Origin of the sequence: Umezakia ovalisporum Ak1311, from assembly GCF_029891685.1 — a bacterium.
Lineage (GTDB): Bacteria > Cyanobacteriota > Cyanobacteriia > Cyanobacteriales > Nostocaceae > Umezakia > Umezakia ovalisporum.
In genome coordinates this window covers 15,134-30,341 of sequence record NZ_JANQDJ010000042.1, presented here as the reverse complement: position 1 = coordinate 30,341, position 15,208 = coordinate 15,134, and the positions used below count along the sequence as shown (strand labels likewise).

At 39.7% G+C, this 15,208-nt stretch carries 15 protein-coding genes; 5 read left to right on the top strand and 10 right to left on the bottom strand.

The window, feature by feature from the left end; translation table 11 throughout:
* Positions 1-208: 208 nt before the first annotated feature.
* A complete protein-coding gene (locus NWP25_RS07150; RefSeq protein WP_280652240.1) occupies positions 209-2,596 on the top strand; it encodes a putative PEP-binding protein in 2,388 nt (795 codons plus the stop codon).
* A 68-nt stretch (positions 2,597-2,664) separates the two neighbouring features.
* Here NWP25_RS07150 and NWP25_RS07145 read toward each other — a convergent pair whose 3' ends face one another.
* The 10 genes from NWP25_RS07145 to NWP25_RS07100 form a co-directional block, all read right to left on the bottom strand.
* Positions 2,665-3,828 carry a baeRF3 domain-containing protein gene (locus NWP25_RS07145; protein WP_280652239.1) on the bottom strand — a complete coding sequence of 388 codons (1,164 nt, stop codon included), beginning with the start codon at positions 3,826-3,828 and terminating at the stop codon, positions 2,665-2,667.
* Positions 3,829-4,114: 286 nt separating this feature from the next.
* Positions 4,115-4,768, bottom strand: coding sequence for a DUF1361 domain-containing protein (locus tag NWP25_RS07140; RefSeq protein ID WP_280652238.1), 654 nt, complete (start codon positions 4,766-4,768; stop codon positions 4,115-4,117).
* A 106-nt stretch (positions 4,769-4,874) separates the two neighbouring features.
* Complete coding sequence (locus NWP25_RS07135; RefSeq protein ID WP_280652237.1) at positions 4,875-5,348, bottom strand: hypothetical protein; 474 nt, start codon at positions 5,346-5,348, stop codon at positions 4,875-4,877.
* 132 nt (positions 5,349-5,480) lie between these two features.
* The gene (locus NWP25_RS07130; RefSeq protein WP_280699089.1) at positions 5,481-6,245 is read right to left on the bottom strand and encodes an energy-coupling factor ABC transporter ATP-binding protein; all 765 of its coding nucleotides are present in this window, start codon (positions 6,243-6,245) and stop codon (positions 5,481-5,483) included.
* Positions 6,246-6,255: 10 nt separating this feature from the next.
* Positions 6,256-6,909 carry an energy-coupling factor transporter transmembrane component T family protein gene (locus NWP25_RS07125; protein WP_280652235.1) on the bottom strand — a complete coding sequence of 218 codons (654 nt, stop codon included), beginning with the start codon at positions 6,907-6,909 and terminating at the stop codon, positions 6,256-6,258.
* Positions 6,902-7,825 carry an energy-coupling factor ABC transporter permease gene (locus tag NWP25_RS07120; RefSeq protein ID WP_280652234.1) on the bottom strand — a complete coding sequence of 308 codons (924 nt, stop codon included), beginning with the start codon at positions 7,823-7,825 and terminating at the stop codon, positions 6,902-6,904. Before NWP25_RS07120 ends, NWP25_RS07125 begins: the two co-directional genes overlap by 8 nt.
* A 416-nt stretch (positions 7,826-8,241) precedes the next feature.
* Positions 8,242-9,072 (bottom strand): energy-coupling factor ABC transporter ATP-binding protein, encoded by an 831-nt coding sequence (locus tag NWP25_RS07115; protein ID WP_280652233.1) that lies wholly within the window; start codon positions 9,070-9,072, stop codon positions 8,242-8,244.
* 51 nt (positions 9,073-9,123) lie between these two features.
* Positions 9,124-9,909 carry a cobalt ECF transporter T component CbiQ gene (cbiQ, locus tag NWP25_RS07110; protein WP_280652232.1) on the bottom strand — a complete coding sequence of 262 codons (786 nt, stop codon included), beginning with the start codon at positions 9,907-9,909 and terminating at the stop codon, positions 9,124-9,126.
* Entirely contained in the window at positions 9,906-10,208 is a 303-nt protein-coding gene (locus NWP25_RS07105) for an energy-coupling factor ABC transporter substrate-binding protein (protein ID WP_280652231.1), read from the bottom strand. Before NWP25_RS07105 ends, cbiQ begins: the two co-directional genes overlap by 4 nt.
* The gene (locus NWP25_RS07100; RefSeq protein WP_280652251.1) at positions 10,195-10,935 is read right to left on the bottom strand and encodes an energy-coupling factor ABC transporter permease; all 741 of its coding nucleotides are present in this window, start codon (positions 10,933-10,935) and stop codon (positions 10,195-10,197) included. Before NWP25_RS07100 ends, NWP25_RS07105 begins: the two co-directional genes overlap by 14 nt.
* Before the next feature lie 298 nt (positions 10,936-11,233).
* Between NWP25_RS07100 and NWP25_RS07095 the strand changes: the two genes are divergently transcribed.
* The 4 genes from NWP25_RS07095 (at position 11,234) to NWP25_RS07080 (ending at position 15,122) form a co-directional block, all read left to right on the top strand.
* Positions 11,234-12,229: a multicopper oxidase domain-containing protein gene (locus NWP25_RS07095; RefSeq protein ID WP_280652230.1), complete on the top strand. Its 996-nt coding sequence runs from the start codon at positions 11,234-11,236 to the stop codon at positions 12,227-12,229.
* 168 nt (positions 12,230-12,397) lie between these two features.
* The gene (locus NWP25_RS07090; protein WP_280699087.1) at positions 12,398-13,420 is read left to right on the top strand and encodes a ComEA family DNA-binding protein; all 1,023 of its coding nucleotides are present in this window, start codon (positions 12,398-12,400) and stop codon (positions 13,418-13,420) included.
* 212 nt (positions 13,421-13,632) lie between these two features.
* Positions 13,633-14,067, top strand: a complete 435-nt coding sequence (locus NWP25_RS07085; protein WP_280652250.1) for a ferritin-like domain-containing protein — start codon at positions 13,633-13,635, stop codon at positions 14,065-14,067.
* 98 nt (positions 14,068-14,165) lie between these two features.
* Positions 14,166-15,122: an FTR1 family iron permease gene (locus NWP25_RS07080; protein WP_280699086.1), complete on the top strand. Its 957-nt coding sequence runs from the start codon at positions 14,166-14,168 to the stop codon at positions 15,120-15,122.
* Positions 15,123-15,208 lie beyond the last annotated feature (86 nt).

The window sequence follows — 15,208 nt, the reverse complement described above, 5'->3', positions numbered from 1 at the left end:
GTTTGGCATTGCTCGATAATATTTAGCTGATCACCTTCTCATTTACATTGCTAGATTTCACTATAAACTCAATAATTAAAGGCATAGCCTCTGAGCAATTACTTTAATCCCCCCAAGCTATTCTGGGTTTTGGGAGAAAAATATCTGAGAATGTCCCGAGAAAAAAGACTGGTAGCTATAAATAGATAACTGATAACTAAGAAATTGAGTGGATAAACTCTACTGGCTTGACCAAATTCAACTGCAAGACCGCGCTCAAGTAGGTGACAAAGCATTTTACTTGAGCAAAATTATGCAGCGTGGCTATCCAGTGGTGTCTGGTTTTGTAGTGTCAGCCCAAGTATTGCGAGAATTTGTGGCTACTCTCAATAGTACATCTGCTTTAGTAGCAGATTTACCTTATTCTTCCTTACATTTAGATGTAGGTAATTGGCAACAACTTCAGCAGGTAGCTAATCGCTTACGTCAGGAAATTATGACAGGAAAAGTACCATCTGAATGGGTACAGAAAATTTTCGCCGCCGCAAGACAATGGCAAACCCGTGATTTAATTTTACGTCCCAGCTTGGCATTATCAGCAGTGACACCGGGGGTGGGCAATACATCTGGATTATTGGAGGCGATTTTTTGTCCCTGGGATGAAGAAGCCATTGCAGTCGCTTTAAAACGCGCTTGGAGTCAATTGTTTCGCGCCAAGAGTTTACTGTATTGGCGGCGGGCGGGAATCAACCTGCAACAAATTAATTTAGCCGTTTTGGTGCAACCAATGGAAAATGCCATTGCCAGTGGTGTTTTTTCTACCCAAACTCTTGTTAGTCCATACCAGTTATCAAGTTGGACAATAGAAGCAACAAAAGGATTAGGAATAGCCATTTCTCAAGGCGATGTTTTACCCGATGTTTATTACATCCAACCCGAAACCGGGAAAGTGCTGGAACGACATCTTGGTAATAAAATGCTGGCTTATAATTTGGCTCATGGGCCAAGCGTAAATTCACGTACTTTATTTGTTACCGCAGATGACAGTCACATCGTCACTTATGTACTTGAAGCAAGCGAACAAAACCAATACGCTTTATCAGAAGAAGATCTGCAACAAGTGATCTTGTTGGGACAGCGACTTGTCACCGAAATCGGTAATGATTTGACGATTAAATGGACTATTTCTGAGCAAAAATCACATCATCATCTTTACTTAACTCAAGTTAGTTATTCTCAATCTCCAGTTGCCAATTTACAGCCTAATTACGGCAGTTCAGCACTGATTAAAGGCATAGGCGCATCAGGGGGAAGTGTGACGGCAAAAGCCACTGTAATTACCGATGCACACCAAAAACCAGAGCAAGTACATAAAGGAGTAATATTAGTAGCACAAAAAATTACACCTGATTGGTTACCTTTACTACAAGATGTAGCTGGGATTATCACAGTCCAGGGAGGATTAACAAGTCATGGTGCAATTCTAGCCAGAGAATTGGGAATTCCAGCCGTTGTTAGTGCAACAGATGCTACATCGGTGATTCAAAACGGAGAAGGCTTGTTGGTAGATGGCAATAGGGGAGAAATTTATCGCATGAGGAAAGAAAAAACAGCAGAACAAGAAAGATTAGAATTAACTTCCCCACAGCAAAGCCATCCTGGATTTCCCCATTCTCAGTTACCCGTGATTTCTACCCAGTTGCTTGTCAACTTGAGTCAGCCGAAATTACTAAAAAAAGTGCAAAGTTTACCTGTGGACGGAGTGGGATTGTTACGCTCAGAATTAATGTTATTGAATATCTTAGAAGGGCAACATCCCTATAGTTGGCTAGTTGGTGGTCGGCAAAAAGAATTATTAGAAAAATGGTCAGACCATATTATTCAGTTTGCGCGTGCTTTTGCGCCGCGTCCAGTATTTTATCGTTCCTTGGATTGGCGATCGCATGAGTTACCATCATCTGTCCAACATTTCCCCCAGGGGATTGTTGGAGAAGGGTTGCATTTACGCGGTACATTCGGTTATGTGTGCAATCCTGCTGTATTTGAGTTGGAACTGAGGGTTTTAGCAGCTGTGCAGCAAGCTGGGTACAGCAATATTAATTTATTATTGCCCTTTGTGCGGAGTGTGGCAGAGTTTTCTTTTTGTCGGGATAAAGTCGAGCAAGCTGGTTTAACTCAAGTACCACAATTTCAATTGTGGATCATGGCAGAAGTGCCTAGTGTACTGTTTTTACTGCCAGAATATGTCAAAGCGGGTGTAGCGGGGATTTCCATTGGTACTAATGACCTGACCCAATTGTTGCTGGGTGTAGATCGGGAGCAAGGACAAATGACCAAAGTTTTAAATGAACGTCATCCGGCGGTGCTGCGAGCTATCGCGCAATTAATTGAGATGGCACAATCTGCGGGGATTCCTTGTTCTATTTGCGGTGAAGCACCAGCTATTTTCCCAGAAATGATTGATCAATTGGTGGAATGGGGTATTACTTCTATTTCCGTGGAACCAGAAGCAGTGGAAAGGACATACAGAGCGATGGCCCGTGCTGAACAACGCCTAATTTTAGCCGCAGCAAGAAACCAAATCGGCGTGGTAGTAGCGCCTCGTAGAAATTGCTAAACGTCAACATTATTCAGGGTGGGTGTTGTATATATTTAGCTTCAACTTATACAACACCACTAAAAATATCAATACCGGAAAATAGCTGCTAATGGTGCGCCATTGGGCATTTGTTCCGAGTGAACTGTGTATACTTTACCACCATTGATCAATGTTTGAATGGCAGCCAAATCTAACATATCTTCATCATTTGGCTCTGGTTCTGAATGTAAATCTACAGTCATGGTATCTGGGTTAAATTTGCCCCAAATTTGCCTATCCATTGGCACAAACATAGAATCAACCCTTTGGCAATAGGTCGCTGAGACAATTTCTTTAACATCACTAGAAGTTGTACCAGTACCTGCTAGTTGCTCATAAAGCTTAATTGCTGACTGCTGATTTTGATGAAATAAAGGTTCCACTATTGGCCAAGCCAGTTGATGCAACTCTTCCGGCTTCATAACTGCGGTGTTACCAGTAATACCTTGTTCCACCAAGTAAGGATAAGTATTTGCTTCTTGATAAATCGGGAATAAGTACTCAACCCCTGCTAACAGTAGGGGTGTATTGTCACCCCGGATTTTCTCGTGTACTGCCTTATCCACAGCATGACAAAATTGTAGAATATCTTCTTGACGTTTATCTCGGTCGGGACTTCCCTGACCATGAAAATCCCCTGGTTGTTGAAACGGATTAGCTGTTCCCCCTCTAGATGTACCAATACGGTGTTGTACGCCTTTTTGAATATCATCTTCCATTAAGGCTTCATTCATACTCCGGGGCATATTTTCTACTTCCACCTCATCCAGGCTATACCCCGTTCCCTGAAAAAACCTGATATCCTTTTGACTCAGAGCTAGAAGATAAAATTTGCCGTCACTATTAATCAAATGTAGTAATGGCTTGACATGAAACCTGTTGCTCACAAATACCAATTCTTGAAACTCCATTGGTAGCCGGTAATAGCGAAACATCTGGGGAGAAATAAAAATTGCTAATCCTTTGTTTTGATTTTCCCAGAAATCAGTTGTATCCAGTTCCTTAGCTGGTTTGAGAAATTCAACCGCCTCGGTATGACGCATCCCCATGGCGTCCAAACGTTGTTCAGCTTCACGGATTAAATTCTTAAAACGAATTGGGTTTTGGCGAATTTCTGGCCCTGCTTTTTGCATAGGTATATACAAAGAAATACAAGGGCTTTGGGAATTATCAAGTAAAATTTTGAGTTGATCATGGGATAATATTGTCATATTATTCAACTCCTATGAATAAAAACTAAACAACTAATTTTATTTCACACCGTATTTGATGAAATTTCATCTTGCTTTTGACAAGAAAATATTTGCTATATACACCATTCTTTAGATAGATAAATACATGTTTTTCATATTTTTATAGATAAATAGTTTTTAATTACAAGGATATCATAAATATCCCCCTGCCCTTCATAGAGTTTGGGAGTGAGATTGGAGATACTTATTTCAACACTATAAAAATTTTTAAAATTGACCGAGAGTAGAGTATGAAGCTCAAAAATTAAGAGATATCACTATTAACTCGTTGTGTCCGAATACTTATTCTATTTTGTGGCTGCATAACAAAACCTAAAGACGCTCGTTTCATAATCCAGTACAAAGTCAGCAGGATTACAAAGGTGAGAGCAATAATTATTAAAGGCTGTCTACCAAGTAAATCCTCGATACCTTTCGTTAGTAAAGCATCAGGTTTAGTGACGAAATCCCAACTATTGAAACGTAAAAACCTGCCCCAATAAATACCTACTGAACAAAGTGCATGAGTAATTAGTTCAACAGCAAAAGTCCACTGGCTTTTACCTATGAGGTGTAAATAGTAACCTAAATTGATTAAGGAAATTACATAAGCTTCAAAACCAGCCAAAATCACTATGATATAAATAGGAATTAGAACTAAGGTAATCATCCATACAGATTGAATCCGACGGATATCTTCTATAAAGTGAATTATATCAGTTAATAGATAAGGCGCATTTGGTAAGAAGGCAAAGAAAATTAGAAATCCTAGCCACCAAACCCAAGAACGACCGCGTTTAATGCGAAATAACCAAACGCTCAAAGCTAAAGGTATAAAAGCCAGAAATAAATTCCAAGTCATCCAAGGCATATTAAAGCGTAAGATTTGTATAAGTGTGGCTATCAGTTCTTTTTTCATAGTTGCTCACTCGTAAGACTGGTGTTCGGGTAGCCTCTACCTCAGAAGGAGGACAATATTAGACTATGAGAATTTGACGACATAGCAAAGGGCAATAGATAAATATTTATTGAGATTGACCACAGTATTTATTCAAGTCTTCTACTAACGCATCGGATTTTTGACCGGCAGTTTCAGCTGCTGTTAGAGATGTATCAATTTCTGTTCTTGCCTTTTGTAGTTTTTCCCTACCTGTGGGTGATGCTTCGGCATTTTTAGCTTTACCAAGTGCTTGAGACGCTGTAGCGATCGCTTGACTAAGATTCTGGAATATCTTCGCAAAATTGCTTTTAAATTCTTTGAGTTTGGAGTCTGATAAATTCAGTTCTTGTAAAGATTTCGTGATCACTTGTAAATCCTTTGATAGTTGTAAGCTAGTTACAACCTGCTTTCCTTTGTTTTGATGAATCAAAGAGTTACCGGCATTCACCACCTGAATCAACCGCTGACATTGGGTGACTTTATCCTCACAACTGCTAAGTAGTAAAGTAATACTCAAACTAACAGGAGCAAATACAATTAACTTACGCCACACAGACAATACCCTTTCCTTGCTGGGAAAACCCCAATAATATTAGCTAATAATTGAGTGATTTCCCAGTTTAAAACGTGGCAGTTTATCTGTTTTTGGTAACTGACAAATAAAAATATCCCAGGTATGAGGATAAAAGGTTTACCAACCTGGTGGTAAACCTAATTGGTTTAAACTATCTCCGTCTTGTAAAAGTGTTTGAATCTCACCGTCTATTTGAATACGTCCACCAGATAGAACTAAAGCTCTTTGAGTGACTTTTCCCAACCAATGCAATTCGTGGGAGGCAATTAACATGACCTGCACTGGCAGCTTTAATAATATTTGCGCTAAGTGCCTTCGCCATGCGGGATCAAGTCCGTTAGTTGGTTCATCTAAAATCAGGATTTTTGGATCTAGGGCTAAAATCGCCGCTAGAGCAGCAAGTCGTCTTTGTCCTCCAGAAAGTTCATGAGCGGAACGGTGAGCGTAGGCCTCTAGACTGAAATCTGTTAATAACTGCCTGGCTCGATCAATGGCCACGGCTGGGGGAACACCGTAATTGCGAGGTCCAAAGGTAATATCTTCCAGGATGGTGGGCATAAATAGTTGGTCATTGGCATCTTGAAAGCTAAAACCGATGTCACGCCTCACTTGAGGCAGGGTTTTCGGCTCTATGGGGATACCATTAATCAAGATTTTTCCGGAACAAGGTTGTTTTAAGCCAATCAGGTTTTCTAATAAGGTGCTTTTACCAGAACCAGTTGCACCCATTAATGCTACGCGATCGCCTGCATTTAAGGTAAAAGAAAGTTCCTGTAATACTGGTTGCTGGTTATTGTATGCGTATACCAAATTTTGCACCTCAATGACTTTAGGGTAGCCTTGATGTGTGGGAAATTGGGGATTAAAAGTTAAAGATTTCAAAATAGCTGCACTAAATTTTGTAAGAAGTTATGGTCAAAACCGTTGCCATTGCCCAAGCTACTAACAGGGCAAAACGCTCTTTTAATCTAAATATGGCATCTATGGGTAACTCCCCGTTGTAACCACGAATGACCATTGCAGTATAAACTCGCTCTGCTCTATCTAAACTACGGAGATATAAAGCCCCAATCATCGCCGCACTTGTGTAGCGCAACCATCCCGATGCACCATTTAAACCCCGTAATTGAGCGCTACGCTGCATTTGTTTGACTTGATCAAGCAAGATTTCTAAGTACTGTCCGGCTAATAATAAATTGGCCTTGATTGGTGCAGGTACAGGTAAGCTTTTCATAGCAATACCGAAACTATGGGGAGGTAAAGTTAACAAAAAACTATTCATGGTAACTAGACAAACCAGAGAACGCATCAATAAAAAACTCGCTCGTTCCCATCCCAAGGGTAATGCCATAAATGAGAGAAAAATTAATTCAGTACCTAGTAGTCCTGCCAATTGCAGGATAGGTACACGCAAAAATCCTGCCCAAAACAGAGCGACTGCTCCATATACCCCCAAACAAAGCCAAGCATCATACTTTAATAAAGCTGTCCCTAATACAATTACTAAAGACAGCTGCAAGCGTAAAGGTAAAGTAATTTTAAGCATTCTTAGGTTTTATTACCTTGGCAATTCCAAAAGCTACAGCAAAGCTGACCACAGATCCCAATAATCCAGCAATACTCGTACCAATTACTCCTAAAGCTTCTATTTCGTAGTCAGCTAAGGGTGTTGGTACTTGGATTCGTACTTCTTCGGCTAAATCTATAAAACCTAAGTCTTCAGCAACTCTTTCCAAGCCATCAGGCCACCCTGAAGCCACTAAAGATAACAAACCAGCAACTAATAAAATACTGATTACAGGTACTAACCATCCTTGAAATTGCTGTTGTTCCCCTGGGAGTAGATCAGGTCTGGCCGTCGCCAGGTAAGCTACCACACCTCCAGTAATCAATCCTTCGCCTACCCCAATGAGGATATGTATTCCAGTCATTGCGGGTAAAACTATGGCTGCGGATGCAGTTCCAGAAAGAACTAACTCTATAGCACAAGCTACAGATGCCACAACTACGCTGACACCAGCAGCAATACCAGCGGCCAGAGGTAAGCGACCTTTAGACCCTCCAAATAGGCGTTGTAAGGTTTTGGTTAACACCCAGCCCACCCAAACAGCAATTACTCCCGCGTTCAAAATGTTTGCACCCAAGGCTGTGATACCACCGTCGGCGAATAGCACAGCTTGAATAATGAAAACTGTGGCAATACATAACATTCCCGCCCAGGGACTGCCCAAAACTATGGCCGCTAGGGTTCCCCCTAATAAGTGACCGCTAGTACCTCCAGATACCGGGAAATTGATCATCTGGGCGGCAAAAATAAAAGCAGTGGTTAAGCCCAATATGGGCGCGCGACGGATACCAAAAGCTTCTTGCGTTCGCCCACAAGCAAGCACAAGTGCAGCAGCACTCATTAAACTAGTAGCTCCAGCTACGGGAGGTGAAATAAATCCATCAGGAATATGCATTATGTACTCGTCTTGAATGTGTGAACCCACACAATATAAACAATATAGTTACGGCATCACATCAATAGAAAAAATAATTTTTCTGGCTTTTGCAATGCCCTCTTAGGCGATTTTATCCTGTGATTTGGGGAATCTAAACAATAAATTTTCCGATAAATAATATACTTATTTATCGGAATGTTGAATTTTATTTCTGAAAATAGACTGGTGACTATAAGTACCATTTCTAATGAAATTAGTTGTTTGAATTTTGCCTAAGTAAGATTTTTCGGTTATCATGGGTATTTTGTGTCATGTGTATACTTGCAAAGGATACTCCTGGAAAAAAGTCCTGACTTACTAGTTGTTGGGGTTATCCAGTGCAGAAAACTAAGACTGCTGACTACTTAATCAGTCTCGATGTGAATATGATTAAGCTAAAAGTAAGGGAAAAGTTTTAATATTTTATGGTGTAATTGTTGCCAAATTTCTTTTGTTTCGGATATTTCTTCACCAAATAGCATTTCATAGATTAGTGGAACTCCTAACTGTAGTTCCTCAAGAATTTCGCGTTGCTTAAATACATCCTGGGGATTTCCTTCTAAAATAAGTTGTCCTCGATCCATGACAAATACCCAGTCTGCCCAACGATAAACTAAATCTAGGTCATGGGTCGCCATTAATATTGTTGTGCCAGATGTGTGAATATTTTTCAGGGTTGCCATCAAGTTACGAGTATGTAATGTATCCAGATATGCGGTCGGTTCATCTAGTAATAGCAGTTCTGGTTTTAGCACCATAACATCAGCAATAGAAACTCGTTTTTTTTGTCCAAAGCTCAGATGATGTACGGATCTCTGGGCTAATTCAGTTAATCCAAACTCAACTAAGGCTTGCTGAACACGCTGTTGAATTTCTGCTGTTGGTAAGCCTAAATTACACAATCCATAAGAAATATCTTCTTCGACAGTTGAGGCTACCAGTTGTTGCTCTGGATCTTGAAAGATTAGTCCGACTTTTTGGCGTAATTTTAGTAAGGATGTCCGGTCGTACTTTAGCGTTTCCCCTTGCCATTTGATATTTCCTTTTTGGGATTTATATAGGCCATTAGCTAATAAAAACAATGTGGTTTTACCACAACCATTTTGACCTATCAATGCACATTTTTTTTTCGCTGGAATTTTTAATGTTAAGTTATTTAAAGCTAATTGTTGTGTTCCTGGATATGTAAAATTTACCTGCTCAAATTCTAGTAATGATTGCTGCATAATAATAATGTTTTTTCAAAACCTTGGTGAGGAAATTAAGAGATATGCCTTCTATCCCCATGACAATTTAATTAAAACTACACATCCGATAATTGCTTCTATGGCATAGCGTTTGGAAAAATGATAGCGATGGGGATACCAAACTTTAAATTCGCCATTAAAACCCCGTGAGGCTAAACTTAAAGAAACTTGATGATAGTTTTCTAGGGTGCGGCTGAGTAGTTGTCCAATCAAAAGTGATAAACTTTTGATCCCAATTCTCAAAGTGCAGTAGCCACCGCGAGACTGTTGTGCAGTGAAAATTTCGGAAGCTGTATTTAATAAAACAAAAATAAAACGGTACATTAATAGTAAAATATCTCTTAATAACACCGGAAAACCAAAGCGTCCTAAGGTTTGTAAAATTTCAGTAAATGGGATAGTTAACATTACAAAGTATAAGCAAGAAAGTGAAGCGATCGCTCGCGTTAAAATTGTCCACCCTTGCTCAATGCCATGATGACTGATGTATATGTAATAAGAAGCAACATTCAACCCAATTATTGAATCATCTTGGATTAAATTTAAATGTTGAATGTTTATACCATTAATTACTAAAGCTGGCAAACTCGTTAACCAAAATAAAATAGCAATATAAACTAATTTTAGATATATTCTTAAGGGAATCTTAGCATATAAGACTGTCCAATTACTGATCCAGATTGCAATTAAAATTTGTAGTGGGGGACGACTAAAAGCAGTGAGAATTAATAAGGTGATCACAAATAACAGTTTTTGCTCTGGTGCTAACCATCGCAACCGATTAGTGTAAGCCAGAGTATCTATTTGCAGAGTCATTCCTTATTCCTTTTCTGTCGAAAACGCTCCTTATATAATCCAATCACATAACCAATGACTCCAGATCCCAAAGCGGCTTGAGAGGTAAATAACAAGCTTTCTACCTCACCACTAGGTGGTTCAAAAACAGGTTTAAACCAAGGTTCATATCCAGGCTGCACTTCGACAATTGCTTCTTCAGCTTGGCCATCCGCACCACCAAATTCTGCGTCACGGATAAATATTAAGGGAGCTACTGCTAGAGTAATCACAGATAATATCAACAACCAATTACTCAATTCTTGTTTAGACTGATTCATTGCTTTGAGGTTCTTTTTTAATCAATTGCAATAGTTCGAGTTCTTGAGGTGTGTAGGATTGTAGCCAGTTCCACACCAATACAGTTAGTAATCCTTCGCTAATTGCTAAAGGAACTTGAGTAATGCCAAAAATAGCCCCAAACTTGGCAAATGAAGCCATAAATCCACCTACAGGTGCCGGAAAAGCTAAAGCGAGTTGTACAGACGTGATAGTGTAAGTCAGCAGATTTGCCAAAGCGGCTGCTAAAAAAATTGCGATTTTTTGCTTGCCAGTGAGTCGCGTTGTCAGATGATATATCCAGTAGGCGGCAAATGGGCCAGCCATCGCCATAGAAAAGGCATTAGCTCCTAGTGTTGTTAAACCCCCATGTGCTAGCAGTAGAGCTTGAAATAATAAAACAAGAGTACCTAGTACGGACATTGCTAAGGGTCCAAATAGCACTGCCCCTAAGCCCGTACCTGTAGGATGAGAGGAACTACCTGTGACTGAAGGTATTTTCAAGGCTGACAAAACAAAAGCAAAGGCTCCTGCTAGTGCTAAAAGTAATTTCAATTCTGGGTTGGCTTTGGTGATGCGAGTGAGCGATCGCAATCCTAAAGTAAAAAATGGTAACGCCACAACCCACCAAAAAATTGCCCAACTGGCTGGTAAGTAGCCTTCCATAATGTGCATTCCATAAGCTGGTGCAGATGCTCCTATGAGCATGAAAAAACTCACAAACCCCATCAACATTAGTGATATGAGTTTTGATTTGAAAATAATCTTCAACAATTTTTATACCTCATAGATAGATGTATTTTAATGACTTAGCTTGAATCAGTGCATACCTTAATTAAGAATTAAAGATTAAACATTACCCATAGAATAGTCTGATGACTTTAAAACTGAATCATAAAACTTTTTTTCTGAAGTTGTCTGCTCAATTAAACTTTACAAATAGTTGACAATTATTGACAATAAATTGTGAATTTCATATCATACACCAAACTAATTACAAATTTTTAGTGCTTGTGTGGATTATGTCATGCCCAACAAATTTATTCTGGAGCAAGAAAAATTCTGGAACCGTCGCCAACTAATAAAACTGGGGTTAACAGGTGCTGGAGTGACCACTGTAGCAGGAATCTGGCATTGGCTAAATTTACAAAATCAGTTGAGGGTGAAAGTACCACCTCTGGAGATAGAGGCAAGTGAAGGAGCTACTCAGCCGATTAAGATGCTGAGAGAGTTTAATTATGGAACACTCAAGTCAGAAAATGGGCGTAATATCCGAGAATTTCAGTTAATTGCCAGTACTTCTACAATTCAACTTAATAGTGCTGTCTCCTATAATATTTGGGATTTAAACGGTAGGATACCGGGGCCGACGCTACGGGCAAAACAAGGCGATCGCGTGCGGGTAAAGTTTCTTAACAAAGCCGGACATTCTCACTCTTTACATTTTCACGGTACTCATCCGGCGGAAATGGATGGTGTCCGTCCAGTTAGACATAGTACTGCCACAATTTATGAATTTGATGCTCAACCCTATGGTGTTCACTTGTACCACTGCCATATTGAACCAGTTACTCGCCACATTGCCAAGGGGTTATATGGAATGTTTATTATTGATCCCCCAACACCACGCCCCCCAGCTGATGAGATAGTTCTAGTCATGGGTGGGTATGACGTTAATGATGACAACCATAACGAATACTACGCCTTCAACGGTCTCCCTGACCACTACATGCATCATCCTATTCCCATTTATCAAGATCAGTTGATTCGGCTCTATGTTCTGAACATGATTGAATTTGACCCAGCAGTAACATTTCATCTGCACGCCAATTTCTTTGATGTCTATCGGTCTGGAATGACTCTTACTCCCACTGAAAAAACTGATGTAATTACCATGGGTGTAGCAGAAAGGCACATTTTAGAATTTGCTTTTCGCTATCCTGGAAAGTATATGTTTCATCCTCACCAGGATACCATCGCGGAAAAAGGTTGTATGGGTGAATTTGAAGTTATTGCTAATTAACTTCTCTTAATTGCCAAAATTTCCCTAGCGGTGATTTTGATAATAAACTGAAAAAATTATTAAATTATTTGCAATATTTAAACAAATATTTGACAAAAACTCTCATTTGTATGACAGTAGAATTTAGGCTATTTATTGACTAAACTTAAAATTTTTTTAGGGCTAAAAATGATCAGATTGCGTTATGCTAGTTTATCTGTTGCTGGTGCAGTGATAGTGACTATTAGTGCTTGTAATAGTACACCAACTACAGAAAATCCATCCACACCAAACGTTGATAATCGTTCTCAAAGTACGGAGGCTGTGAGCCACAGTGGTCACGCTGGTAAAGATAAAATTAATATCAACAGTGCTATTTTGTCAGAGTTGGATAAATTTGAAGCCAAGTTAGGTATACCCGCATTATCTAACAAAATTCAGGCCAACCGTCCCTATGGCAGTCCTGAAGATTTGGTCAGCAAAAAGGTCATCACTCAGGAGCAATTCAACCAGATTAAAGACTTGGTTACTGTTGAGGAAGTTGTATTGACAGGTGAAGCCCAAGATGTGGACTACATGACCAAATTGAGTTTAATGAAAGGGCATCTTTTAGTAGCACAAGAACTGATAGAAAAAAATCAGCTAAAACAAGCCGAACCTCATATTGGACATCCGGTTGAAGAGATATATGTTGATGTGGAAGATGAATTAAATGAGCGTAAAGTCAAAGAATTTAAGACGAATTTGCTCAGTTTGCAAAACTTGATCAAATCTAATCCCAAAAATGGCAAAGTGAACACTGACCTGGCAGCTTCTATCCAAGCAGTTGATGAAGCAATAAGTGCTTTACCCACAGAGCAACGCTCAAAACCAGGCTTTGTGCTCCAGGTAATTAACGAGTTACTAGATGCAGCTAACGCAGAATATACGGCAGCAATTGCAAATAACAAAATAACTGAAGCAATTGAATATCAAGATTCCCGTGGCTTTGTAGTTTACGCCAATGAGCTATATCAAGAAATTGCTACCCAAGTAGCCACAGAAAATCCTGAAGCACACCAAGCCATCGCAGCTAGTCTCACTCAACTACAAGCAGCTTGGCCTAGTGTTATTCCAGCATCTCAAGCAGTGAAGACGCCAGAAGATGTTACTAAGCTGGTGACCACTATTGAGGAACATTCGCAAAAAATCATCAAAAAATCGAAAATCTAAGCCAGGTTTTTGGCAAGGCCGATCCCTAGAGGTTTACATTGACTTAATTGGTAGTGCTGAGAGAGCGGTTTACAATAAGTTGAGAAGTGAGGTGATAGTTAACAGTTAACAGTGTAAATAACTTGGTTGTGAATATCTATAGAGAGTTCCGTCCTGTATACCTGTTAAATCAATACTTATAATTCCCATTCGTAAATTTAACTAATCTAATGATGCAAGAGCTTGACCACAAAAAGACCATTGACCTGCTGAACGCCATTATGGAATTTGAACTAGCGGGAGTAGTACGCTACACCCATTATTCGTTAATGGTCACCGGTCCTAATCGTATTCCGATTGTGGCTTTTTTCAAAGCGCAGGCAAGTGAATCTCTACTTCATGCCCAACAGGTAGGAGAAATTCTCACAGGTTTAGATGGGCATCCCTCTCTAAAAATCGCTCCAATGGAAGAAACTTACCAGCACACAGTCAAGGATATTTTGGCAGAAAGCTTATCTCATGAAAAGAAAGCGCTGGATTTGTACAAAAGTCTTTTGGAAACCGTCACCAATGCCAGTATTTATTTAGAAGAATTTGCTCGTAGCATGATTGGGCAAGAAGAGATGCATAATCTCGAATTAAAAAAAATGCTCCGGGATTTCGGCTAAACTTCTCGGGAGTGAGGACTAGGTACTAAGTACTTACTGAGAAAAAATAAAGAATATTTGTGTCCCACTCCCCAATTATTACTTCCTATTCCCCAAATATGAATTTTAGTACTGCCATACCTACTTTTTTAATTACACTCCGAGAAGGAGTAGAAGCTGCCCTTGTTGTAGGCATTGTGCTAGCTTTGCTGAAAAAAGCCAACCAATCCCGACTCAACCCTTGGGTATATGCTGGTGTTGGTACTGGCATTCTCATTAGTGCTGTGATAGGTGTGTTAATTACTTGGTTAATTCAAGTAGTAGGAGCAGTAAATCCTCAATATACCACAGTCGTTGAGCCAATGCTAGAAGCTGTGTTTGGTGTTCTGGCCATCACTATGCTCAGTTGGATGCTAATCTGGATGACGAAACAAGCCAGATCTATAAAAGCGCAAGTTGAAGGAGCAGTAACAGAAGCCCTAACACAAAACTCAAATGTTGGTTGGGGTGTGTTTAGTTTAATTTTGATTGCTGTTGTTCGTGAAGGTTTTGAGACTGTTCTATTTATTGCTGCTAATTTTCAACAAGGATTAGTACCTGCTTTAGGTGCAATCGTCGGTTTAGCAGGGGCAGCTGCTATTGGAGTTTTACTATTTAAATGGGGTATCAAAATCAATATTCGTCAATTTTTCCAGGTGATGGGCGTTTTATTGGTATTGATTATTGCCGGATTAGTAGTTTCCGCCTTGAAGCATTTTGATGAAGGTTTGGCTAACCTAGCCCTGAGCAGTCGTGCCTCAGAAAGTATTTGTTTTTATTACGAACACTTTAGCAAAGTTCACTCTTGCGTCTTGGGGCCAATAGTTTGGAATACTGAGAACATACTGCCAGATAAACAATTCCCCGGCATTATTCTCAAATCTTTGTTTGGTTATAGAGATCATTTGTATTTAATACAGGCAGTCGGTTATGTTGTGTTTTTAGTAACTGTAGGAGGGCTATATTTCCGCAGTGTAAATGGTGGTGATATGCAAAAGGAATTAACTCAAAAACCCATCAGTTCTGCCGACCAATGAAAACTCCTGAGTGCCCTTAACAAAGCAATATTTTTCCCCTCAACTATAGCAACCGCCAAGGTAACATAAGCATAAACTATAAGTAG

Coding starts and splice junctions, on each gene's coding strand:
- NWP25_RS07145 (WP_280652239.1), bottom strand. CDS start 3,828: ATGACAATATTATCCCATGATCAACTCAAAATTTTACTTGATAATTCC.
- NWP25_RS07140 (WP_280652238.1), bottom strand. CDS start 4,768: ATGAAAAAAGAACTGATAGCCACACTTATACAAATCTTACGCTTTAAT.
- NWP25_RS07125 (WP_280652235.1), bottom strand. CDS start 6,909: ATGCTTAAAATTACTTTACCTTTACGCTTGCAGCTGTCTTTAGTAATT.
- NWP25_RS07120 (WP_280652234.1), bottom strand. CDS start 7,825: ATGCATATTCCTGATGGATTTATTTCACCTCCCGTAGCTGGAGCTACT.
- NWP25_RS07115 (WP_280652233.1), bottom strand. CDS start 9,072: ATGCAGCAATCATTACTAGAATTTGAGCAGGTAAATTTTACATATCCA.
- cbiQ (WP_280652232.1), bottom strand. CDS start 9,909: ATGACTCTGCAAATAGATACTCTGGCTTACACTAATCGGTTGCGATGG.
- NWP25_RS07105 (WP_280652231.1), bottom strand. CDS start 10,208: ATGAATCAGTCTAAACAAGAATTGAGTAATTGGTTGTTGATATTATCT.
- NWP25_RS07100 (WP_280652251.1), bottom strand. CDS start 10,935: ATGGGGTTTGTGAGTTTTTTCATGCTCATAGGAGCATCTGCACCAGCT.
- NWP25_RS07095 (WP_280652230.1), top strand. CDS start 11,234: ATGCCCAACAAATTTATTCTGGAGCAAGAAAAATTCTGGAACCGTCGC.
- NWP25_RS07090 (WP_280699087.1), top strand. CDS start 12,398: ATGATCAGATTGCGTTATGCTAGTTTATCTGTTGCTGGTGCAGTGATA.
- NWP25_RS07085 (WP_280652250.1), top strand. CDS start 13,633: ATGCAAGAGCTTGACCACAAAAAGACCATTGACCTGCTGAACGCCATT.
- NWP25_RS07080 (WP_280699086.1), top strand. CDS start 14,166: ATGAATTTTAGTACTGCCATACCTACTTTTTTAATTACACTCCGAGAA.